17 protein-coding genes and 1 tRNA gene are annotated in these 20757 nt (G+C 73.6%); 14 read left to right on the plus strand and 4 right to left on the minus strand.

What is annotated here, in order from left to right; translation table 11 throughout:
• Positions 1 to 41: 41 nt before the first annotated feature.
• The 4 genes from V2J63_RS07390 to V2J63_RS07405 all read right to left on the minus strand — a co-directional run bounded on the left by V2J63_RS07390 (position 42) and on the right by V2J63_RS07405 (position 3906).
• Positions 42 to 569, minus strand: a complete 528-nt coding sequence (locus V2J63_RS07390) for a MarR family winged helix-turn-helix transcriptional regulator (RefSeq protein WP_331230370.1) — start codon at positions 567 to 569, stop codon at positions 42 to 44.
• Between the two features lie 200 nt (positions 570 to 769).
• On the minus strand, positions 770 to 2002 hold the full coding sequence (locus V2J63_RS07395; protein WP_331230371.1) for an ABC transporter permease: 1233 nt from the start codon (positions 2000 to 2002) through the stop codon (positions 770 to 772).
• The gene (locus V2J63_RS07400) at positions 1999 to 2979 is read right to left on the minus strand and encodes an ABC transporter ATP-binding protein (RefSeq protein WP_331230372.1); all 981 of its coding nucleotides are present in this window, start codon (positions 2977 to 2979) and stop codon (positions 1999 to 2001) included. Before V2J63_RS07400 ends, V2J63_RS07395 begins: the two co-directional genes overlap by 4 nt.
• A gap of 294 nt (positions 2980 to 3273) precedes the next feature.
• Complete coding sequence (locus V2J63_RS07405) at positions 3274 to 3906, minus strand: TetR/AcrR family transcriptional regulator (RefSeq protein WP_331230373.1); 633 nt, start codon at positions 3904 to 3906, stop codon at positions 3274 to 3276.
• Between the two features lie 165 nt (positions 3907 to 4071).
• On the opposite strand from V2J63_RS07405, the gene V2J63_RS07410 reads away from it, so the two are divergent.
• The 14 genes from V2J63_RS07410 (at position 4072) to V2J63_RS07475 (ending at position 20696) form a co-directional block, all read left to right on the plus strand.
• A tRNA-Gln gene (locus tag V2J63_RS07410) sits at positions 4072 to 4143 on the plus strand.
• Positions 4144 to 4302: 159 nt separating this feature from the next.
• The gene (gene glmU / locus V2J63_RS07415) at positions 4303 to 5868 is read left to right on the plus strand and encodes a bifunctional UDP-N-acetylglucosamine diphosphorylase/glucosamine-1-phosphate N-acetyltransferase GlmU (protein ID WP_434056296.1); all 1566 of its coding nucleotides are present in this window, start codon (positions 4303 to 4305) and stop codon (positions 5866 to 5868) included.
• Complete coding sequence (locus tag V2J63_RS07420) at positions 5868 to 6839, plus strand: ribose-phosphate diphosphokinase (RefSeq protein ID WP_331230375.1); 972 nt, start codon at positions 5868 to 5870, stop codon at positions 6837 to 6839. Before glmU ends, V2J63_RS07420 begins: the two co-directional genes overlap by 1 nt.
• A 328-nt stretch (positions 6840 to 7167) precedes the next feature.
• On the plus strand, positions 7168 to 8082 hold the full coding sequence (locus V2J63_RS07425) for a type IV toxin-antitoxin system AbiEi family antitoxin (protein WP_331230376.1): 915 nt from the start codon (positions 7168 to 7170) through the stop codon (positions 8080 to 8082).
• Positions 8083 to 8446: 364 nt separating this feature from the next.
• On the plus strand, positions 8447 to 9067 hold the full coding sequence (locus tag V2J63_RS07430) for a 50S ribosomal protein L25/general stress protein Ctc (RefSeq protein ID WP_331230377.1): 621 nt from the start codon (positions 8447 to 8449) through the stop codon (positions 9065 to 9067).
• Positions 9068 to 9158: 91 nt separating this feature from the next.
• Positions 9159 to 9767 (plus strand): aminoacyl-tRNA hydrolase, encoded by a 609-nt coding sequence (pth, locus tag V2J63_RS07435; protein ID WP_331230378.1) that lies wholly within the window; start codon positions 9159 to 9161, stop codon positions 9765 to 9767.
• 2 nt (positions 9768 to 9769) lie between these two features.
• Positions 9770 to 11746 carry an ABC transporter ATP-binding protein gene (locus tag V2J63_RS07440; protein ID WP_331230486.1) on the plus strand — a complete coding sequence of 659 codons (1977 nt, stop codon included), beginning with the start codon at positions 9770 to 9772 and terminating at the stop codon, positions 11744 to 11746.
• Between the two features lie 211 nt (positions 11747 to 11957).
• The gene (gene mfd / locus V2J63_RS07445) at positions 11958 to 15728 is read left to right on the plus strand and encodes a transcription-repair coupling factor (RefSeq protein ID WP_331230379.1); all 3771 of its coding nucleotides are present in this window, start codon (positions 11958 to 11960) and stop codon (positions 15726 to 15728) included.
• A gap of 256 nt (positions 15729 to 15984) precedes the next feature.
• Positions 15985 to 16551 carry a hypothetical protein gene (locus V2J63_RS07450; protein ID WP_331230380.1) on the plus strand — a complete coding sequence of 189 codons (567 nt, stop codon included), beginning with the start codon at positions 15985 to 15987 and terminating at the stop codon, positions 16549 to 16551.
• Between the two features lie 114 nt (positions 16552 to 16665).
• The gene (locus tag V2J63_RS07455; protein ID WP_331230381.1) at positions 16666 to 16896 is read left to right on the plus strand and encodes a hypothetical protein; all 231 of its coding nucleotides are present in this window, start codon (positions 16666 to 16668) and stop codon (positions 16894 to 16896) included.
• A 174-nt stretch (positions 16897 to 17070) separates the two neighbouring features.
• Positions 17071 to 18351 (plus strand): phosphopyruvate hydratase, encoded by a 1281-nt coding sequence (eno, locus tag V2J63_RS07460; RefSeq protein WP_331230382.1) that lies wholly within the window; start codon positions 17071 to 17073, stop codon positions 18349 to 18351.
• A gap of 134 nt (positions 18352 to 18485) precedes the next feature.
• Positions 18486 to 19217: an FtsB family cell division protein gene (locus V2J63_RS07465; RefSeq protein WP_331230383.1), complete on the plus strand. Its 732-nt coding sequence runs from the start codon at positions 18486 to 18488 to the stop codon at positions 19215 to 19217.
• On the plus strand, positions 19214 to 19729 hold the full coding sequence (locus V2J63_RS07470; protein WP_331230384.1) for a DUF501 domain-containing protein: 516 nt from the start codon (positions 19214 to 19216) through the stop codon (positions 19727 to 19729). The genes V2J63_RS07465 and V2J63_RS07470 overlap by 4 nt, the downstream gene beginning before the upstream one ends.
• A gap of 19 nt (positions 19730 to 19748) precedes the next feature.
• Positions 19749 to 20696, plus strand: a complete 948-nt coding sequence (locus V2J63_RS07475) for a Ppx/GppA phosphatase family protein (protein ID WP_331230385.1) — start codon at positions 19749 to 19751, stop codon at positions 20694 to 20696.
• Positions 20697 to 20757 lie beyond the last annotated feature (61 nt).

The raw sequence follows: 20757 nt of genomic DNA on the forward strand, positions 1-20757 counted from the left end.
AGGGTAGGCGAGTCCCGGCGACCGCGGCGCGCCCGCCGGGCTCAGGACTCGAACGGCAGGAGCAGCGAGCGCAGGAGGCTCATGAGGAGCCGGCGCTCGGACGGGTCGAGGTTGGCCAGGAGTGCGCGCTCGCTCTCGAGGAGGTCAGCCATCGCGGCGTCGACCCGCGCGCGGCCGGTGGGGGTGAGGCGCACGAGGACGACCCGGCGGTCGCCCTGCCCCGCCGCGCGCACGACGAGCCCGTGGGTGACGAGCCGGTCGATGCGGTTCGTCATCGTCCCCGAGGAGACGAGCGTCTCCGTGAGGAGGCGGCCGGGGGTCAGCTCGTAGGGCTCACCCGCCCGGCGCAGCGAGGAGAGGACGTCGAACTCCCAGCCCTCGAGGTCGTGGGCCGCGAACGCGTGCCGCCGCGCGAGGTCGAGGTGGCGGGAGAGCCGGCTCACGCGGGAGAAGACCTGGAGCGGCTCGTGGTCGAGGTCCGGCCGTTCGCGGCGCCAGGCGTCGACGATCCGGTCCACCTCGTCGCGGGTCGGCTCGGGCGGGATCACCTGCGCCAGATTACTCGACATCGAGATAGTTACGGGGAGGGGCGGGGGAGCGCGCCTCGCGCTGTCCGGCGCGCCCGTCCCCGCCCAGTGGCCGCGCCTCGAGCTGCTCGGCGCCCGTGCTGGAACACGCACGTGGAGCAGGTCGAGGCGCGGCCTCGGCGGGCGTACGGGCGGTACGGGCTGGCGGGCGGCAACAGGGCCGCCGTCGGGCGCCGGGCGGGTCAGCCGCGGAGAGCCTCGGTGAGCTTCATGCGCCCGCCGGTGTGGAGCACGCCCCGCTTGTAGACCTTCGCGCCGATCCACACGAGGAGCGGGATCGTCACGAGGGCGATCGCGACGGCGAGGGCCACCTCCCAGCCCTCGACGGCGCCGAAGCCGGTGCGCATGGGCATCATGAACGGCGAGAAGATCGGCACCTGCGAGAGCACCCGCACGAGCGTGCTGTCCGGCTGCTCGGGGACGAGGAACATCGACGCGTAGTACGGCACGAAGAGAAGGAACATGAGCGGCGTCGTCACGGCGCCGATCTCCTCCTGCCGCGAGACGAGCGCCGCGAAGCCGCCGAACAGCAGCGCGAAGATGGCGTACCCGAGGAGGAACCACAGGAGCGTCATGAGCATCGTGGCGCTGAGGTCGATCTCGAAGCCATCCATGAGCCCGGTCGCCATCATCGCCAGCGTCGCGCTCCCGCCGAGCAGGACGACCTGGACGAGGCCGACGAGCCCGATCCCGAGGATCTTGCCCGCGAGCAGCTGGGCGGGCTTGATCGTCGCGAGGAGGATCTCGACGACGCGCGACGTCTTCTCCTCGACGACGCCCATGGCGATGATCGACCCCGTGCTGATGAGGACGAACAGCAGGACCGAGATCATGAGGATCGAGACGAAGTAGGCGGGGCCGAACATGCCCCCCGCCTCGTCGGGGTCGAGCGACGTCACGGACGGGACCGCCCCCGCGAGCGCCTGCCCGACGGTCGAGGGATCCCCGCCGAGGTCCTCGATCTCGACCGTCAGGGCGTGAGCCTGGACTGCGGAGGTCACGACCCCGAGCAGCTCCGGGTCCGCGTCCTCCTCGACGAGCATCTCCGGCGCGGCGGGTTCCCCCGTGAGGAACGCGTCGACGTCCTCGACCAGGGCGGTCTCCGCCTCGGCGCGGTCCATCGTCACGACGTCGACGCTCGTGCCGAGGGTCGCCGCCGCCGAGGTGAGCGGCTCCTCGAGCACGCCGGTCTCGGTGTCGACGGCAACGGTGAAGGCGGCGGCGCCGTCGCCCTCACGCTCCATGAAGTAGTTCATGGCGCCGATGCCCACCACGATGACGACGGCGAGGATCACCAGCGAGATGATGTTCGACTTCGTGAGGAAGCGTGCCTTGAACTCGCGCCTGGCGACGAGCCAGATCGTCGCCAGGTTGCCGGTGCCCCGGGCCTTCGCGGGCGTTCGCTGGGCGCTCATGCGGCATCCTTCCCTCGGCGGCCGAGACCTCGCTTGCGGCCTCGGCCCTTGTCGCTGGCGTTCGCCGGCTCGGCAGCCGGCTCGTCGGTGCTGACGACGCCGCGGAAGAGCTCGGTCAGCGTGGGCCGGACGCGCGTGAACTCGCGCACGCGCCCGGCCGCCGTCGCTGCCCGCAGGAGGGGCTGCTCGTCCGCGCCCGCGCCGAGCTCCACCTCGACGTAGACGCCGTCGTCGCCGATGACTCGCGCGCCCGGGACGGCGCGCGCCCAACCGGGTGCGGCTCCCTCGACCGCGACGCGCCAGTGGGCCGTGTCGGTGGTGCGGAGCTCGTCGATCGTGCCGAGCGCGACCATCTCGCCGGCGCGGACGATCCCGACGCGGTCGCAGAGCCGCTCGACGAGGTCGAGCTGGTGCGAGGAGAAGATGACGGGCACCCCGGCGTCGGCGCGCTCGCGCAGGACGGAGCTCATGACGTCGACGGCGACCGGGTCGAGCCCGGAGAACGGCTCGTCGAGCACGAGGATGTCGGGGGAGTGGATGAGCGCCGCGGCGAGCTGGACCCGCTGCTGGTTGCCGAGCGAGAGCTTCTCGACGTCGTCGCCGCGGCGGCCGGCCACGCCCAGGCGCTCGGTCCAGCGCTCCATCGCCTGCTGCGCGTCGGAGGCGCCCATCCCGTGCAGCTGCGCGAGGTAGACGAGCTGCTCGCCCACCTTCATCTTCGGGTAGAGGCCGCGCTCCTCGGGCATGTAACCGACGCGTCGACGCTGGTCGAGGTCGAGCGGACGCCCGTCCCAGCGGACCTCGCCGGAGTCCGCGGCGAGGACGCCGAGCGCGATCCGCATGGCGGTCGTCTTCCCGGCGCCGTTGGAGCCGACGAACCCGAAGATCTCGCCGCCCGAGACGGAGAACGTCAGGCCGCGCAGGGCGTGGATCTTTCCGTACGACTTCGTGAGGTGGTCGATCTCGAGGATGCTCACAAGCGGTGCACTCCAATCCCGCGCGAGGCGCCAGGTCGGTAGCGGTCAGGTCGGCAGGTCGGCCGCCCGAGGGCCGACGGTCGACGTCCGCGCGGGGCCGGGTCGTGCCCCCGCCGACGACGGTCGCGAGCCTATCGGCTCCGTCCGGCGCGTCGAGGCCCCCGCGCGGCACGTCGCGTCGTGTTCGCCGAGGCGCGCCCGCGCGGCACGTCGGACGCGGACCGCCCGTGAGCCGCGGGGCCGCCGGTCGCGGACATGGCGCCGCCCCCGCCGACGCACGGGCGTACGCCCCGCCTAGTCCGTGGGACCGGGCTCCTCGGCGGGCTGCGGCGCGCGTGCCGTCAGGCGCGGGTTGCGCTCGAGGCCGCTCAGGCCGTTCCACGCGAGGTTGACGAGGTGGGCGGCGACCTCGGCGCGGTCTGGGCTGCGGGCCTCGAGCCACCACTGGCCGGTGAGGGCGATCATGCCGACGAGCATCTGGGCGTAGATGGGGGCAGTGGCCGGGTCGAGGTCCCGGCGGCGGAACTGCTCGGCGAGCATGTGCTCCACCTGCGTCGCGACGTCGCCGATGAGCGAGGAGAACGTCCCCGTGGCCTGCGCGACGGGGGAGTCGCGCACAAGGATGCGGAACCCGTCGGTGTGCGCGTCGATGTAGTCGAGGAGCGCCCTCGCCGTCCGGTCCACGATCATCTTCGGGTGTCCGCTGGTGCGGAGGGAACCGGTGAGCGTCGTGAGGAGGTGCTGCACCTCGCGGTCGACGATGACGGCGTAGATGCCCTCCTTGCCCCCGAAGTGCTCGTAGACGACGGGCTTGGACACCTTGGCCCGCGCGGCGATCTCCTCCACGCTCGTGCCCTCGAACCCCTTCTCGGCGAAGAGGGCCCGAGCGACGTCCAGCAGCTGCTCACGCCGCTGGCTGCCCGTCATGCGCGCACGAGCCGGACGTCTGCTGTCGGTGGCCACCCGGCCATCATGCCGTGCCGGGAGCCGGAGGGGCGGGACGGGCAGGGCGCTCACCCCCCACGCCCGGCGCCCGGCGCCCGGTCCCGCGGCTGGCAGACTGGTCCCTGCTCCGGCGTACGCCCGAGCAGGTCCGCCCTGGTGTAACGGCAGCACGCAGGCCTTTGGTGCCTTGCGGTCCGGGTTCGAATCCTGGGGGCGGAGCCCGTGCGTGACCACGCCGGCCGCAGCACCGGCGCCGGCCGATAGAGTGAACCTGCACGAGCCCGGGCACCGCCCGGGCAGGACCCGATTGAGGAGCCGTCAAGCGTGAGTCCGCAGCCCGCAGCCGTCATCGTCCTCGCCGCCGGCGAGGGCACGAGGATGAAGTCCAGCACCGCGAAGGTGCTCCACCAGATCGGCGGGCGCAGCCTCCTCGGCCATGCGCTCACCGCCGGCGCCGGCCTCGAGCCCCAGCGGCTCGCCGTCGTCGTCAGGCACGAGCGCGAGGCCGTCGCGGCGCACGCCCGCGAGGTGCTGCCCGGCGTCGTCGTCGTCGAGCAGGACGACGTCCCGGGGACCGGGCGCGCCGTCCAGTGCGCGCTCGGCGTCCTCGACGCCGTCGTCCAGGCGGGGGAGGCCTTCCTCGCCGGCCACGCCGAGCACGACGAGCCCGAGTCCAACGACACCGACGCCACCCGCCCCGGTGCCCGGCTGACCGGGTCCGTCGTCGTCCTCGCGGGCGACGTGCCGCTCCTCGACACCGGGACGCTCGCCGAGCTCGTCCGGGCCCACGAGGAGGAGGGCAACGCGGTGACCGCCCTCAGCACCCGCGTGGCCGACCCGTTCGGGTACGGGCGGATCGTGCGCGAGGCCGGGACCGTCGTCGGGATCGTCGAGGAGCGCGACGCCACGGCCGAGCAGCGCGCGATCGACGAGATCAACGCGTCCGTCTACTGCTTCGACGCCGACGTCCTGCGCGACGCGCTCCAGCGCGTCGACAGCGCCAACGACCAGGGCGAGGTCTACCTCACCGACGTCCTCGCGCTCGCGCACGCCGACGGCCACCGCGTCCAGGCGATCGCCGTCGAGGACACGTGGCTCGTCGAGGGCGTCAACGACCGCGCCCAGCTTGCCGCGCTCGGCACCGAGCTCAACCGCCGCGTCGTCACCGAGTGGATGCAGGCGGGCGTCACCGTCGTCGACCCGGCGACGACATGGGTCGACGTCGACGTCGAGCTCGCCCCCGACGTCACGATCCTCCCCGGGACGCAGCTGCACGGCACCACCCGCGTGGAGACCGGCGCGACGGTCGGCCCGGACACGACGCTGCGCGACGTCACCGTCGGGGCCGGCGCGACCGTCATCCGCACCCACGGGTCCGGCGCGGAGATCGGCGAGGACGCGACCGTGGGCCCGTTCGCCTACCTCCGCCCCGGCACCGTGCTCGGCGCCGAGGGCAAGATCGGCACGTTCGTCGAGACGAAGGACGCCCAGATCGGCGCAGGCTCGAAGGTGCCGCACCTCAGCTACGTCGGCGACGCCGAGATCGGCGAGGGCACGAACATCGGGGCCGCTACCGTCTTCGTCAACTACGACGGCGTGCGCAAGTACCGCACCCGCATCGGCTCCAACGCGCGGACCGGTTCGGACAACATGTTCGTCGCGCCGGTGACCGTCGGCGACGGCGCCTACACCGGTGCCGGCGCCGTCGTGCGCCGGGACGTGCCGCCGGGCGCGCTCGCCATCAACGTCGCCCCGCAGCGCAACATCGAGGGCTGGGTGCTGCGCCGACGCGCCGGCACCGCGGCAGCCGAGGCGGCCACGGCCGCGCTCGCCGTCACCGCCGACGACCTCTCCCCCCAGGCTCGGGCCGAGCTGGCCCGTGGACAGTCGCCTGCCTCCGGCAGCGACGCTCCGACCGATGTACCCGAAGGGGACAGCCACTGATGACAGGGATCACCTCCCGCGGCGAGAAGCGACTCGTCGTCGTGTCCGGACGCGCCCACCCCGCGCTCGCGTCCGCCGTCTCGCACGAGCTCGGCAGCGAGCTCGTGCCGGTGACGGCGTACGACTTCGCGAACGGCGAGATCTACGTCCGGTTCGACGAGAGCGTGCGCGGGTGCGACGCGTTCGTCCTCCAGTCGCACACCTCGCCGATCAACCAGTGGCTCATGGAGCAGCTCATCATGGTGGACGCGCTCAAGCGGGCCTCCGCCAAGCGCATCACCGTGGTCGCGCCGTTCTACCCCTACGCGCGCCAGGACAAGAAGCACAAGGGCCGCGAGCCGATCTCGGCCCGCCTCGTCGCGGACCTGTTCAAGACCGCCGGGGCGGACCGCCTCATGTCGGTGGACCTCCACGCGGCGCAGACCCAGGGCTTCTTCGACGGGCCGGTCGACCACCTGTGGGCGATGCCGATCCTCACGGACTACGTCCGCTCCCGCGTGGACGCCTCCAACGTCACGATGGTCTCCCCGGACGCCGGGCGCATCCGCGTGGCCGAGCAGTGGGCGGCCAAGCTCGGCGGTGGACCGCTCGCGTTCGTCCACAAGACCCGCGACATCAACCGGCCGAACTCGTCGGTGGCCAACCGCGTGGTGGGTGAGGTCGAGGGCCGCACGTGCATCCTCGTCGACGACCTCATCGACACCGGCGGCACGATCGCCGAGGCGGTCAAGATCGTGCTGGCGGCCGGCGCCTCCGACGTCATCGTCGCGGCGACGCACGGTGTGCTCTCCGACCCGGCTGCCCAGCGGCTGAGCGAGTGCGGCGCCCGCGAGGTCATCGTGACCGACTCGCTGCCGATCACGCCGGACAAGCACTTCCCGCAGCTGACGGTGCTCCCGATCGCCCCGCTCATCGCCCGCGCGATCCGCGAGGTGTTCGACGACGGATCGGTCACCAGCCTCTTCGAGTAGCCCGCTACCGCGGGGCCCGGCGGGTGACGTGCAGGTGCTCCTGTGGCCGCCCTCAGCTGGGCCCCTTCCGGAACATCCTGCGGGTCCCGCCGGCCGTGCGCCTCGACACACGCCGTGCCCTTGGTAGACCAGGGGCACAGCGTGTGTCGAGGCGCACAGGGCTGCGGGCACGGGCGGTGCTGGGGCCGCACGGGAGCGTGACCGCGCGGTGCTCAGGGCTGCGGGGGCGACCGGTGGCTCGTCCACAGCGGGTCGCGCGCTGACCTTCTCCACAAGCTGGACGTCCGACCGAGCCACGACCGACCTGCTCCGTCGATCATGCTCGGTCATGAGCACCGAACCACTACCGGGCGCGAGCAGCGCCGTCGGTGAGGTCGCACCGTCTTCGGGGAGGCGCCGGCCCTCGCGCGCCGCGGCCCTCGTCCGCGTCCGGCGAGGGACGTATGCCGAGCGCACCACATGGGAGAACGCGCGGCCGGCGGAGAGGTACCGCATTCTCGTCCAGGGCACGCTGAGCGCGATGCGCACTCCCGCCCCGCTCGCGTACGAGTCTGCGGCGATCATGCTGGGCATCCCGATCATCGGTGCGTGGCCTGACCGCGTCCACGTCATCGAGGCCACCGCGGCCGGCGGCCGTGGGAGCGCTGGGGTGACGAGGCACGGGGTGAAGCGGATGCCGGACGTCGTCATGGCCGACGGCGTCGCCGTCACCTCCGTCGCGCGCACCGTCCTGGACATGGCGAGGACACGGACGTTCGCGTCGGCACTGGCGAGTGCGGACCACGCCCTCGCGACGGGCGCGACGTCGTCGGAGGAGCTGGCGGAGGAGCTTGACCTCATGCGCGGCGCTCGGGGGCTGGACCGGGCACGCAGAGTGGTGGAGTGCGCCGACGGCGGCGCGCAGTCCGTCGGAGAATCGCTCAGCCGCGCGCGGATGTACGAGCTCGGACTGCCCGTCCCCGAGCTGCAGCGGCAGTTCTTCGACGATGCCGGCTTCGTCGGCCGGACGGACTTCTGGTGGTACCGGTTCTGCCTCATCGGTGAGTTCGACGGGCGGGTGAAGTTCGCACGGGAGACAGCACGCTCGGACGAGGACGCCCGCGAAGTGCTGTGGCAGGAGAAGCGTCGGGAGGACCGGCTCCGGGCGCTCGGCAACGGGGTCGTGCGGTGGGACTGGTCCGACGCGCTGGACATCGCGAGACTCGGCCGAATTCTGGCGGCCGCTGGGCTCGTGCCCGGATGACGCACCGCACCGTGCGCCTCGGCATGCTGCGCTGGGGTCGTTCCCGTGAGAAGCGCCGGGCTGTGCGCCTCGACACGCGCCGTGCGCTTGGTAGACCAGGCGCACAGCGCGTGTCGAGGCGCACAGCCGGATGCGGGGCCGCGGCAACCCGCACCCGGCGGTGAGCAGGTGCACAACCTCGGGGGAGCAGGCCGGCACGGACGTCGGCTAACATAGTCAGGTTGCCTCGGCGAGGGAGGCCGGACGGGCCCAGGGCCCGACCGGACCGACTCCGTTATCGACGCGGTGGGTGCTATGTGCGCCGTCCGTCCGACGTCCCGCGCCAAGGCCCACCGCCGTCCAGATGCATCCCGAGGAGACCCCCGTGGCCAAGTCCGTCAGCAAGCTCACCGCCACCGCCCGTAACGAGTTCGGCAAGGGCGCGGCCCGCCGCACCCGCCGCGCCGGCCTCATCCCCGCCGTCCTCTACGGGCACGGCACGGAGCCGCAGCACCTCGCGCTCCCCTCGCACGAGACGTTCCTCGCCCTCAAGGGCAACGCGAACGCCCTGCTCACGCTCGACATCGAGGGCCGGGAGCAGCTCGCCCTCGCCAAGGACGTCCAGCGCGAGCCCGTCCGCCGCACCATCGAGCACGTCGACCTCGTCGTCGTCAACAAGGGTGAGCGCGTGACCGTCGAGGTCCCCGTCCACATCGTGGGCGAGTCCTACCCCGGCACGATCCACCAGCTCGAGCTCCAGTACCTCACGATCACGGTCCCCGCGACGGACATCCCCGAGCGCATCGACGTCTCCATCGAGGGCCTCACCGACGGCGCGATCGTCCGCGTCAGCGACATCCCCCGCCCGGACGAGGCCACGATCGACGACGACGCCGAGCACGAGGTCGTCATCATCTCGGTGCCGCGCGCCTCTGCCGACGACATCGCCGCCGACGAGGCCTCCGCCGAGGCCGGCGCCGAGGCCGGCGTCACGGTCGAGGACTGACCTCCCGGCTCCACCCCAGCACCACCGTCACGCCCAGGACCGGCACCTGCCGCCTGGGCGTGACGCGTCTGAGTCGGACGAAGGAGAGCGCATGAGCAGCGGAACGTGGCTCGTCGTGGGCCTCGGCAACCCCGGGCCCCAGTACGCCGGGAACCGGCACAACGTCGGTCACATGGCCCTCGAGGTGCTCGCGCGACGGATGGGCGGGACCTTCACGACCCACAAGGCGCGCGCGCACGTCCTCGACGGCCGCCTCGGGGTGCTCCCGGGCGGCGCGCCGGGCCCGCGCGCGATCCTCGCCAAGCCGGCGTCGTACATGAACGTCTCGGGCAAGCCGGTCGCCGCGCTCGCCGCCTTCTACGACCTCCCTCCCGAGCAGGTCCTCGTCGTCCACGACGAGCTCGACCTTCCCCCCGACACCCTGCGGCTCAAGCGCGGGGGCGGGGAGGGCGGCCACAACGGTCTGCGCTCCATCTCCCAGGCGCTCGGCTCGAAGGACTACGTCCGCCTGCGGATCGGCGTCGGCCGACCGCCGGGGCGCATGGACGCCGCCGACTACGTCCTGCGGGACTTCGCCGTCGCCGAGCGCCCCGGGCTCGGCGTCACGCTCGAGGAGGCGGCCGACGCCGTCGAGGACGTCCTCACGCTCGGCCTCGAGAAGGCCCAGCTCCGCCTGCACACGACCGGGAGCCCCGCGTGAGCATGGGCGGGGGCATGGGCGGGGGCATGGGCGGCGGGGGAGTGGGCCGCTCGCTGCGCCAGGACGCGAGCGTCGCGGACCACCGCCTCGCCAAGGGAACCACCCGCCGCATCCTCGGCTACGCGAAGCCCTACCGCGCCCAGATGGCCCTCTTCCTCGTGCTCGTCGTCGCCGGCGCGCTCCTCGTCGTCGCCACGCCGCTCCTGCTGCAGCGCATCATCGACGACGGCGTGGCCGAGGGCGACCGCCGCCTCGTCCTCATCCTCGCGAGCCTCGTCGCCGTCGTCGCCGTCCTCGAGGCGGTCCTCACCCTCGTCCAGCGCTGGTTCTCCTCGCGCATCGGCGAGGGCCTCATCTACGACCTGCGCACGGACGTCTTCGGCCACGTCCAGGGCCAGTCCGTCGCGTTCTTCACCCGGACCCAGACGGGCTCGCTCGTCACGCGGCTCAACTCCGACGTCATCGGGGCGCAGCAGGCGTTCACCTCGACCCTGTCCGGCGTCGTCTCCAACGTCGTCTCCGTCGTCGTCGTCCTCATGACGATGCTCGCGCTGTCGTGGCAGATCACGGTCGTCGCGCTCCTCATCGTCCCGGCGCTGCTGCTGCCGGCGCGGCGCGTCGGGCGACGCCTGGCGGGCCTGCGCCGTGAGGGCATGGCGCTCAACGCCGAGCTCGGCAACCGGATGACGGAGCGGTTCAACGTGGCCGGCGCCCTCCTCGTCAAGCTCTTCGGGGACCCGGAGCGTGAGCAGCAGGAGTTCTCCCAGCGCGCCGGGCGGGTGCGGGACATCGGTGTGCGCACGGCGATGAGCAGCCGCGTCTTCTTCGCGGCGCTCGGCGCGATGGCCTCGCTCGCGACGGCGCTCGTCTACGGCATGGGCGGCCTGCTGGCCATCGACGGGGCGGTCTCCGTCGGGACGCTCGTCGCGTTCGCCGGGCTCCTCGGCCGCCTCTACGGGCCGGTGACGGCGCTGAGCAACGTCCAGGTCGACGTCATGACCGCCCTCGTCTCGTTCGAGCGCGTCTTCGAGGTCCTCGACCTCGAGCCGATGGTCACCGATGCCGACGACGCAGTCGACCTGCCCGCCGGCGCGCTCAGCGTCGAGCTCGACCACGTCAGCTTCCGCTACCCGCGCCCGGAGGAGGTCTCGCTCCTCTCCCTCGAGTCCTCCGGTGGCGCCGACGCCGGGCCCGCAGCGACCCCGGCGGCCGCCGCCGAGGCGACGAGCGAGGGGCGCAGCATCGAGGGCGTCGACGGCGCGGCGATGGCCGGCACCGCCGACGACGAGGCCGACGTCATCCACGACATCACGCTCTCCGTCCCGCCGGGCTCGGTGCTCGCGCTCGTCGGCCCCTCGGGTGCGGGCAAGACGACGCTCTCGGCGCTCGTCGCGCGGCTGTACGACACGACCGCCGGCACCGTCCGCCTCGGCGGGGTGGACGTGCGCCGCGCGCGCCAGGCGAGCCTGCACGCCGCCGTCGGCGTCGTCACCCAGGACGCCCACATGTTCCACGACACCGTGCGCGCGAACCTCGTCTACGCGCGTCCCGGCGCGACCGAGGACGAGATCGCCGGGGCGCTGCGGGCGGCGCACGTCGACCACGTCATCGACCGCCTGCCCGAGGGGCTCGAGACGGTCGTCGGCGACCGCGGGCACCGGCTCTCCGGCGGGGAGAAGCAGCGGATCGCCATCGCCCGGCTCCTCCTGCGCTCGCCCCGCGTCGTCGTCCTCGACGAGGCGACGGCGCACCTCGACTCCGAGTCCGAGGCGGCCGTCCAGCGGGCGCTCGACGAGGCGATGACCGGGCGGACGTCGATCGTCATCGCCCACCGCCTCTCGACCGTGCGCAAGGCCGACTCCATCGCGGTGCTCGACCGGGGGCGCGTCGTCGAGCAGGGCACGCACGCCGAGCTCCTCGCCGCCGGCGGCCTCTACGCCGAGCTGTACCGCACGCAGTTCGCCGACCAGGACGCCTGACCCGGCGGTCCACCGGCGCTCGGCGCCGGCTGGAGTCGTCCGGGGGCGCGGCCGCGACCGGGCGCCGCGGGGCCCGGGCGGCCGAGCGGCACCACCGCGTGCGCCGTAGAATCGTCGGCGGCCCCGTCTCCTCCTGGTTGCGGGGTTCGTGTGCTGCCCACGCGTCGCCGACGGCGTGGGCGGCCGCTGCCGTCCCGATCGCGAAGGACCCATGAGACTCACCGGACTGCTCCCGGCCCTGCGACAGGACCCCGCGATCGCCGCGACGCTCGAGGCGGTCGCAGGCCGGGGGTTCCACGTGCTGCGGGCGCCCCTCGGCGTGCGCGCGCCCATCGTCGCCCAGATCGCCGGCGCCCCCACGGGCCAGGCCGCCGCTGCGGACGCCACCGCTACGCCCTCCGCGACCGCCGGCGCAGCGTCAGTCGTCGCCGGCGCAGACGGCGCCACCCCCACGACCCAGCGCCCCGTCGTCGTCGTCACCGCCACCGGCCGCGAGGCCGACGAGGCAGCCGCCGCGCTGCGCTGCTTCATGCCCGACGACGACATCGCCGTCCTCCCGGCGTGGGAGACCCTCCCGCACGAGCGGCTCTCCCCGCGCAGCGACACCGTCGCCCGCCGCATCGCGATCTTCCGCCGCCTCGCCCACCCGAGCGCGGAGGCCGGGTACGCCGGTGAGATCCGGGTGCTCGTCGTCCCCGTCCGTGCCTTGCTCCAGCCCGTCGTCGCCGGCCTGGGCGAGCTCGAGCCCGTCTCGCTCGAGGTGGGGCAGGAGGTCGAGCTCGAGCAGGTCGCCGCGCGCCTGAGCGCCGCCGCCTACAGCCGGGTCGACATGGTCGAGCGGCGCGGGGAGTTCGCCGTGCGCGGAGGCATCCTCGACGTCTTCCCGCCCACCGAGGACCACCCGCTGCGCATCGACTTCTGGGGCGACACGGTCGAGGAGGTGCGCTGGTTCGCCGTCGCGGACCAGCGCTCCCTCGAGATCGCCGACCGCGGCCTGTGGGCACCCCCGTGCCGCGAGCTCCTCCTCACCGAGAAGGTCCGCGCGCGCGCCGCCGCCCTCGTCGACCAGCTGCCCGGGGCCGCGGAGATGCTCGAGCGGATGAGCGAGGGCATCGCCGTCGAGGGCATGGAGTCACTCGCACCGGCCCTCGTCGACGACATGGTCCCCGTGCTCTCCCTCGTCCCGGCCGAGACGCTCGTCGTCCTGTCCGACCCCGAGCGCATCCGGCGCCGCGCCCACGACCTCGTCTCGACGACCGAGGAGTTCCTCGCCGCGGCGTGGGCCTCCGCCGCTGTCGGCGGGAGCACGCCGCTCGACCTGCGCGCCGCCTCCTTCACCGAGATCGAGGACGCCCGCGACCTCGCCCTGGCCCGCGGCCTCGGCTGGTGGAGCCTCACGTCGCTGTCCGCCGACGCCCCCGGCGAGGAGCCCGACGACGACGCCGCCGCCCCACGGCCGCCGGCGGCGCCCGGGAGCGCGGCCGCCCAGGCCGCCGAGGCCCTCGCTGCCGCCGGCGCCACGGACGCCGAGTCCCGCGGCCCGAGCGCCGTCGGCGCGCGCGACGTCGAGCCGTACCGCGGCGACGTCGAGAAGGCGGTCGCGGACCTGCGTGCCCTCACGAGCGACCGGTGGCGGATCGTCCTCACGACCGAGGGGCCCGGCCCGGCCCGCCGCATGGCCGAGCAGCTGGCGTCGGAAGGGGTGCCGGCGCGCCTCGTCGACGACGTCGCCGACGCCCCGCCCGAGGCCGTCGTCCTCGTGACGACGGCGAGCATCGGTCGCGGCTTCGTCGCCCCCGACCTCAAGCTCGCCATGCTCACGGAGTCCGACATCACCGGCCGTGCGGGCACCTCGACCCGGGACATGCGCAAGATGCCCTCCCGGCAGCGGCGCAACACGGTCGACCCCCTCGCGCTGCGCGCGGGTGACCACGTCGTCCACGGCCAGCACGGCGTCGGGCGCTTCGTCGAGCTCGTCCAGCGCACCGTCGGCACCGGCAAGGAGGCGACGACGCGGGAGTACCTCGTCATCGAGTACGCGAGCTCCAAGCGCGGCCAGCCCGGCGACCGGCTCTACGTCCCGACCGACTCCCTCGACCAGGTGTCGAAGTACACCGGCGGCGAGGCGCCCACCCTCAACAAGATGGGCGGCTCAGACTGGGCGAAGACGAAGGGCCGCGCGCGCAAGGCGGTCCGCCAGATCGCCTCGGAGCTCATCCGCCTCTACGCCGCCCGGGCCGCGACGAAGGGCCATGCCTTCGGTCCGGACACGCCGTGGCAGCGCGAGCTCGAGGACGCCTTCGAGCACATCGAGACCCCGGACCAGGTCGTCACGATCGACGAGGTCAAGGCGGACATGGAGAAGCAGATGCCCATGGACCGCCTCATCAGCGGTGACGTGGGCTACGGCAAGACGGAGATCGCCGTCCGCGCCGCGTTCAAGGCCGTCCAGGACGGCAAGCAGGTCGCCGTCCTCGTCCCGACGACGCTCCTCGTCCAGCAGCACCTCGACACGTTCTCCGAGCGATACGCGGGCTTCCCCGTCACCGTGCGCTCCCTGTCCCGCTTCCAGACCGACGCCGAGGCCACGGAGGTGCGCGAGGGCGTGCGCGCGGGCACGGTCGACGTCGTCATCGGCACGCACCGCCTCCTCACGGGTGAGGTCCACTTCAAGGACCTCGGCCTCGTCATCATCGACGAGGAGCAGCGCTTCGGCGTCGAGCACAAGGAGACGCTCAAGCAGCTGCGCACGAACGTCGACGTCCTCGCGATGAGTGCGACGCCGATCCCGCGCACGCTCGAGATGGCGATCACCGGCATCCGGGAGATGTCCACCCTCGCGACACCGCCGGAGGAGCGCCACCCCGTGCTCACCTTCGTCGGTGCGTACGAGGAGAAGCAGGTGAGCGCGGCCATCCGGCGCGAGCTCCTGCGCGAGGGTCAGGTCTTCTACGTCCACAACCGCGTCTCGACGATCCAGAAGACGGCCGCACGCCTGGCCGAGCTGGTCCCCGAGGCGCGCATCGCCGTCGCGCACGGGCAGATGGGCGAGCACCAGCTCGAGCGGGTCATCCAGGACTTCTGGAACAAGGAGTTCGACGTCCTCGTCTGCACGACCATCGTCGAGACCGGTCTCGACATCTCCAACGCCAACACGCTCGTCGTCGAGCGGGCCGACGCGTTCGGGCTCTCGCAGCTCCACCAGCTGCGCGGGCGCGTCGGCCGTGGGCGCGAGCGGGCCTACGCGTACTTCCTCTACCCGCCGGAGAAGCCGCTCACCGAGACGGCGCACGACCGCCTCGCGACGATCGCCGCGCACACGGACCTCGGCGCGGGTATCCAGGTGGCGATGAAGGACCTCGAGATCCGCGGCGCGGGCAACCTCCTCGGCGGGGAGCAGTCCGGGCACATCGCCGGGGTCGGCTTCGACCTCTACGTGCGGATGGTCTCCGACGCCGTCGCGGAGTTCCGCGGCGAGGGCGAGCCGGAGAAGGCGGACGTGCGGATCGAGCTGCCCGTCGACGCGCACGTCCCGCACGACTACGTCGCGCACGAGCGCCTGCGCCTCGAGGCGTACGCGAAGATCGCCGCAGCCGACGACGACGCGACGATCGAGGCCATCCGCGAGGAGCTGACCGACCGGTACGGGCCCGTCCCGGAACCGGTGGAGCGGCTGTTCGCCGTGGCCCGGCTGCGCACGCAGGCCCGGTCCGTCGGCCTCACCGACATCACCGCCCAGGGCCGCTACGTCCGGTTCGCGCCGGTCGAGCTGCCCGAGTCGGCCCAGCTCCGGCTCAAGCGGCTCTACCCGGGCACCGTCCTCAAGCCCGCCGTGCGCACGGCGCTCGTCCCGTACCCGACGACGGCGAAGGTGGCCGGCAAGCCCCTGCGGGACGTCGCCCTCATGGAGTGGGTGCGCGACGTCATCGACGCGGTCCTCGTCGGAACCGTCGCGGCGGCGGCCAAGGTGGGCGCGGAGTAGTGGCCGTGCGCGGAGCGACGCGCGGGCTCCTGCTGACGTGAGTTGTCCACAACTTGTGTCCACAGGCCTGTGGGCAACTCGCGTCCGCGCACGTCAGCCTGTGGAGGAAGCGGCGGGGCCCCCCGGGCGGCCTTCACGTGGGGGCGCCCGTCGCCCCGGCGGACGGCGGCGTCTCGGGGGCGTCGCCGGGTGGCCCTACGATGGTCCCGACGTCGTCCGCGTCACGCGGACGTGAGTAGCACTCGGAGGTAGACCGGTGGCATCGAGAACGTTCCCGCGCGGCGCTCGCGCGCTGGCCGGAGTCGCGCTGGCAGGTGCCGCCCTCGCCGGGTGCTCGGCGAACCCCGGCGCCGCGGCCGTCGTCGACGGCGAGCGCATCAGCGAGGCGTTCCTCTCCGAGGCCGTGCGGGACTTCGAGCTCGTCACGGGCCAGCCGACGTCGGCCGCGGCGATGATCTCGACGCTCGCCGTCATGCCGCCCATCCTCGCCGTCGCCGAGGAGGCCGGGATCGCGGTCTCCACGGAGCAGGGCGCGCAGCTCCTCGACGCGCAGATCGAGCAGGCGGGTGGCACGCCGCCGGCCGAGGGCTACGGCGAGGGGGTCATCCAGATCGCGCAGATGACCCTCGTCAACCAGCAGATCCAGACCTCGCCGGACGCGATGATGATCAGCGAGGAGATCGCCCGCCGGGTGTCCGAGGCGGACATCGAGCTCAACCCCCGCTACGGAGAGCTCACCGCCGACGGCCAGCTGACGGCACCGTCCTACCCGTGGCTCGTCGCCCCGGAGCCCGAGGAGGGCTTCCCCGTCCCGCAGGGCTGAGCCGGCCGACGAACCCGCGGGGCCGAGCTCGAGAGACCGCCGGAACGGAGAGGCGACGCGCGTGAGACTGCCCGATGAGGACGCCGCGCCGCACGCGCGTGCACGCCCGGCGCGATGAGCTCTCGTCCGGAGGGTTTCGAGTTCGTGGTCGCGCCGGGGGGCGAGGTGCGGATCTCCCACCACGGGCGGTTGGCCACGACCCTGCGGGGGCGCCGCGCGGCGGCCTTCCTCGAGGACGTCGCGCGCGGTGACCCCCAGGCGCTCATGGCTCGGCTCACGGGCAACTACCGCCGCGGCAACGAGCGGACCGCCAAGAACCACCCCCGTAACAGCGGCCGTCGCTGACGGGCGGGGCGCGGACCGGCAGAGCCCTCCCGGGCGACGTCGAGACCTGCCCCCCACGCCGCTCCGACCCCGCTGCCGGTGTCCGCCCGCCGGAGGTCCCAGGCGCGCCCGATTCGTCGGCGACTATCGTGGTGACGAACGCACCCGTTCCTCACGTCGAAAGAAGGAGAACCCGTGGCCAGCATCGAGGCCGTAGGCGCCCGCGAGATCCTTGACTCGCGCGGCAACCCCACCGTCGAGGTCGAGGTGGCACTCGACGACGGCACCATCGCTCGCGCCGGCGTCCCCTCCGGTGCCTCCACCGGCGCCTTCGAGGCGGTCGAGCGCCGCGACGGCGACAAGTCGCGCTACCTCGGCAAGGGCGTGCAGGACGCCGTCGACGCCGTCATCGACACAATCGCCCCCGAGGTCCTCGGCATCGAGGCGAGCGAGCAGCGCATCATCGACCAGGTCCTCATCGACCTCGACGGCACGGCCAACAAGGGCAAGCTCGGTGCGAACGCCATCCTCGGCGTCTCGCTCGCCGTCGCCAAGGCCGCGGCCGAGAGCGCCGGGCTGCCCCTGTTCCGCTACGTCGGCGGCCCCAACGCGCACCTGCTCCCCGTGCCGATGATGAACATCCTCAACGGCGGCTCGCACGCGGACTCCAACGTCGACATCCAGGAGTTCATGGTCGCGCCCGTCGGCGCCCCCACGTTCAAGGAGTCCCTGCGCTGGGGCGCCGAGATCTACCACTCCCTCAAGTCCGTCCTCAAGGGCCGCGGCCTGGCCACCGGCCTCGGCGACGAGGGTGGCTTCGCCCCCGACCTGCCGAGCAACCGCGACGCCCTCGACCTCATCCTCGAGGCCATCGACAAGGCCGGCTTCACCGCCGGCACCGACGTGGGCCTCGCCCTCGACGTCGCGGCGACCGAGTTCTTCGCCGACGGCTCCTACTCCTTCGAGGGCAAGGCGACGACGCCGGACGAGATGGTCGCGTACTACGCCCAGCTCGTCGCGGACTACCCCCTCGTCTCGATCGAGGACCCGCTGTCCGAGGACGAGTGGAGCTCGTGGTCCCAGCTCGTCACCGAAATCGGTGACCGCGTCCAGATCGTCGGCGACGACCTCTTCGTCACCAACCCGGAGCGCCTCGCCAAGGGCATCGAGCTCCGCTCGGCGAACTCCCTCCTCGTCAAGCTCAACCAGATCGGCACGCTGACCGAGACCCTCGACGCCGTCACGCTCGCGCAGCGCAACGGCTTCACCGCGATGGTCTCGCACCGTTCCGGCGAGACGGAGGACACGACGATCGCCGACCTGTCCGTCGCGGTCAACGCCGGCCAGATCAAGACCGGTGCGCCCGCCCGCGGCGAGCGCATCAACAAGTACAACCAGCTCATGCGCATCGAGGAGGAGCTCGACGACGCCGGCGTCTACGCCGGCCGCTCGGCCTTCCCCCGCGTCAGGGCCTGATCCAGGGCCCACGCGGAGCTCGACGCCGCACCGCGGCGCCGACGATCGCCGGGGCCGGGGTGTGAGGTGCCTCTACGGGCGACTCACGCACCCCGGTCCCGGCGATCGCGCCTTTCCTGAGAGACCATGACGCCATGACGAGCCGACGTCCGCCCGAGCCCCGGCGGGGCGCGGGAGCGGGCCGCACGCCCGCGGCCGCGCCGCGACGCCCAGCGGCGACCCCTCGGCGGCAGCCCGCCACCCCCCGGCGCGCGGCCGCCTCCCGGCCCACCTCGGCACGCCCGTCCGCCGCGCGCCCGGGCTCGCGGGGCAGCGGACGCGGCACCGACCGCGCCCGCGGCGAACGCACCGCGGCCCTCACCGAGTCGGCCGCCGAGCACGTCCCCGCCCCGACCATCACCCTGCGCGGGCTCGGTCTCTTCCTCGTGCTCCTCATCGCCTTCATCGTGCTGGCGCCGACGCTGCGCCACGCCGTCGAGCAGCAGGAGGAGCTGCGCGAGGTCACCGCCCAGGTCGAGGCGGCCAAGGCCCGAAACGCCGAGCTCGAGGCGGACCTCGAGCGGTGGCAGGACCCCATCTACGTCCAGGCGCAGGCCCGTGACCGGCTCGGTTTCATCATGCCGGGCGAGACGAGCTACCGGGTCGTCGACCCCGAGACCGTCGTCGGGGAGGGGGCCGCGGGTGGTGACGACGGCGCCGCCGTCGTCCGCCAGCTCGAGGCACCGTGGTACCTCAGCGTGTGGGACTCCATCCAGGTGGCCGGCGAGACCGCCCCGGGCGAGCCGGCACCGGGCGTGAGCGTGCCGGGGGCCACGGCTCCCGGCCAGAGCGAACCGGGCGCCACGCCCGCGGAGGAGGGCCGGTGACGGCAGCAGGGACGGCCCCCGGGCCCGAGACGGTGAGCGCGGAGGACCTCGCGGTCCTCGCGGAGCAGCTCGGGCGGCTCCCGCGCGGAGTCGTCGGCGTCGCCGCGCGCTGCGCCTGCGGGCGCCCCACGGTCGTGCGGACCGCCCCGCGGCTCGACGACGGCACGCCCTTCCCGACGACGTTCTACCTCACGTGCCCGCCGGCCGTGCGCGCGGTGAGCACGCTCGAGGCCGAGGGCGTCATGCGCGAGATGACCGCGCGCCTCGAGAGCGACCCCGAACTCGCCGCTGCCTACGGGCGCGCGCACGAGGACTACCTGCGCCGCCGTGCCGAGCTCGGCGAGGTCCCGGAGATCGAGGGCGTCTCCGCCGGGGGCATGCCCACCCGGGTCAAGTGCCTCCACGTCCTCGTCGGCCACGCGCTCGCCGTCGGGCCGGGCGTCAACCCGCTCGGCGACGAGGCCCTGACCCTCCTGCGCCCGGTGTGGCGTCCGGAGCGCTGCACCTGCTGATCGTGGCAGGGTTGGGCGCGTGAGACGCGTAGCTGCCATCGACTGCGGGACGAACTCGATCCGCCTCCTCATCGCCGACGTCGACGACGCCGGGGGCCTCCACGAGCGGGTCCGCGAGATGGAGATCGTCCGGCTCGGCCAGGGGGTCGACCGCACCGGTTCCCTCGACCCGGCCGCGCTGGCGCGGACGCTCGCCGCGACCGAGCGGTACGCGCAGGCGTGCCGCGCCCATGACGTGGAGGCGGTGCGCTTCGTCGCGACGTCCGCCACCCGCGACGCCGCCAACCGGGGCGACTTCGTCGACGGCGTGCGCGCCGTCCTCGGCGTCGAGCCCGAGGTCGTCAGCGGCGACGAGGAGGCCGCGCTGTCCTTCGCGGGAGCCGCGAGCGTGCTCGGCGGCAAGCACCCGGGTCCCTTCCTCGTCGTCGACATCGGCGGGGGCTCGACCGAGCTCGTGCTCGGTGACGGCACGCCGGAGGCGGCGACGTCGATGAACATCGGCAGCGTCCGGATGACCGAGCGCCACCTCGCCGGTGACCCGCCCACGCCCGCGGAGGTCGCCGCCGCGCGCGCCGACGTCCGTGCCGCGCTCGACGCGGCCGCGGCGCTCGTGCCGCTCGGCTGCACGGGCACGCTCGTCGGCCTCGCCGGGTCCGTCACCACCGTCACGGCCCGCGCGCTCGGCCTGCCCGCCTACGACCGCTCCCGCGTCGACGGTGCGGAGATCGGCGTCGACGACGCGCTGCGCGCGTGCGCCGACCTGCTCGCCGCCCCGCGGGAGGAGCGCGCGGCCATGCCGTTCATGCACCCCGGCCGGGTCGACGTCATCGGTGCCGGCGCCCTCATCTGGAGCGAGGTCATCGACCGGGTGCGGCGGGACGTCGCGATCACCGGCCGTGATCTCACCGCCGCCGTGACGAGCGAGCACGACATCCTCGACGGGATCGCGCTGAGCATCGGCCGCTGAGCGCGGCACGCTGCTGACCGCGGCACGCCGCTGAGCGACCTGCCGCGGCCCGCGGTCAGCG

The organism is Georgenia wangjunii (assembly GCF_036421975.1).
GTDB classification, from domain to species: Bacteria; Actinomycetota; Actinomycetes; order Actinomycetales; family Actinomycetaceae; genus Georgenia_A; species Georgenia_A wangjunii.

What these genes read in the sequence shown, in the direction of transcription:
- V2J63_RS07390 (WP_331230370.1), bottom strand. Translation starts at nt 569, where the DNA reads ATGTCGAGTAATCTGGCGCAGGTGATCCCGCCCGAGCCGACCCGCGAC.
- V2J63_RS07395 (WP_331230371.1), bottom strand. Translation starts at nt 2,002, where the DNA reads ATGAGCGCCCAGCGAACGCCCGCGAAGGCCCGGGGCACCGGCAACCTG.
- V2J63_RS07405 (WP_331230373.1), bottom strand. Translation starts at nt 3,906, where the DNA reads ATGACGGGCAGCCAGCGGCGTGAGCAGCTGCTGGACGTCGCTCGGGCC.
- glmU (WP_434056296.1), top strand. Translation starts at nt 4,303, where the DNA reads ATGAAGTCCAGCACCGCGAAGGTGCTCCACCAGATCGGCGGGCGCAGC.
- V2J63_RS07420 (WP_331230375.1), top strand. Translation starts at nt 5,868, where the DNA reads ATGACAGGGATCACCTCCCGCGGCGAGAAGCGACTCGTCGTCGTGTCC.
- V2J63_RS07425 (WP_331230376.1), top strand. Translation starts at nt 7,168, where the DNA reads ATGAGCACCGAACCACTACCGGGCGCGAGCAGCGCCGTCGGTGAGGTC.
- pth (WP_331230378.1), top strand. Translation starts at nt 9,159, where the DNA reads ATGAGCAGCGGAACGTGGCTCGTCGTGGGCCTCGGCAACCCCGGGCCC.
- V2J63_RS07440 (WP_331230486.1), top strand. Translation starts at nt 9,770, where the DNA reads ATGGGCGGGGGCATGGGCGGGGGCATGGGCGGCGGGGGAGTGGGCCGC.
- mfd (WP_331230379.1), top strand. Translation starts at nt 11,958, where the DNA reads ATGAGACTCACCGGACTGCTCCCGGCCCTGCGACAGGACCCCGCGATC.
- V2J63_RS07455 (WP_331230381.1), top strand. Translation starts at nt 16,666, where the DNA reads ATGAGCTCTCGTCCGGAGGGTTTCGAGTTCGTGGTCGCGCCGGGGGGC.
- V2J63_RS07465 (WP_331230383.1), top strand. Translation starts at nt 18,486, where the DNA reads ATGACGAGCCGACGTCCGCCCGAGCCCCGGCGGGGCGCGGGAGCGGGC.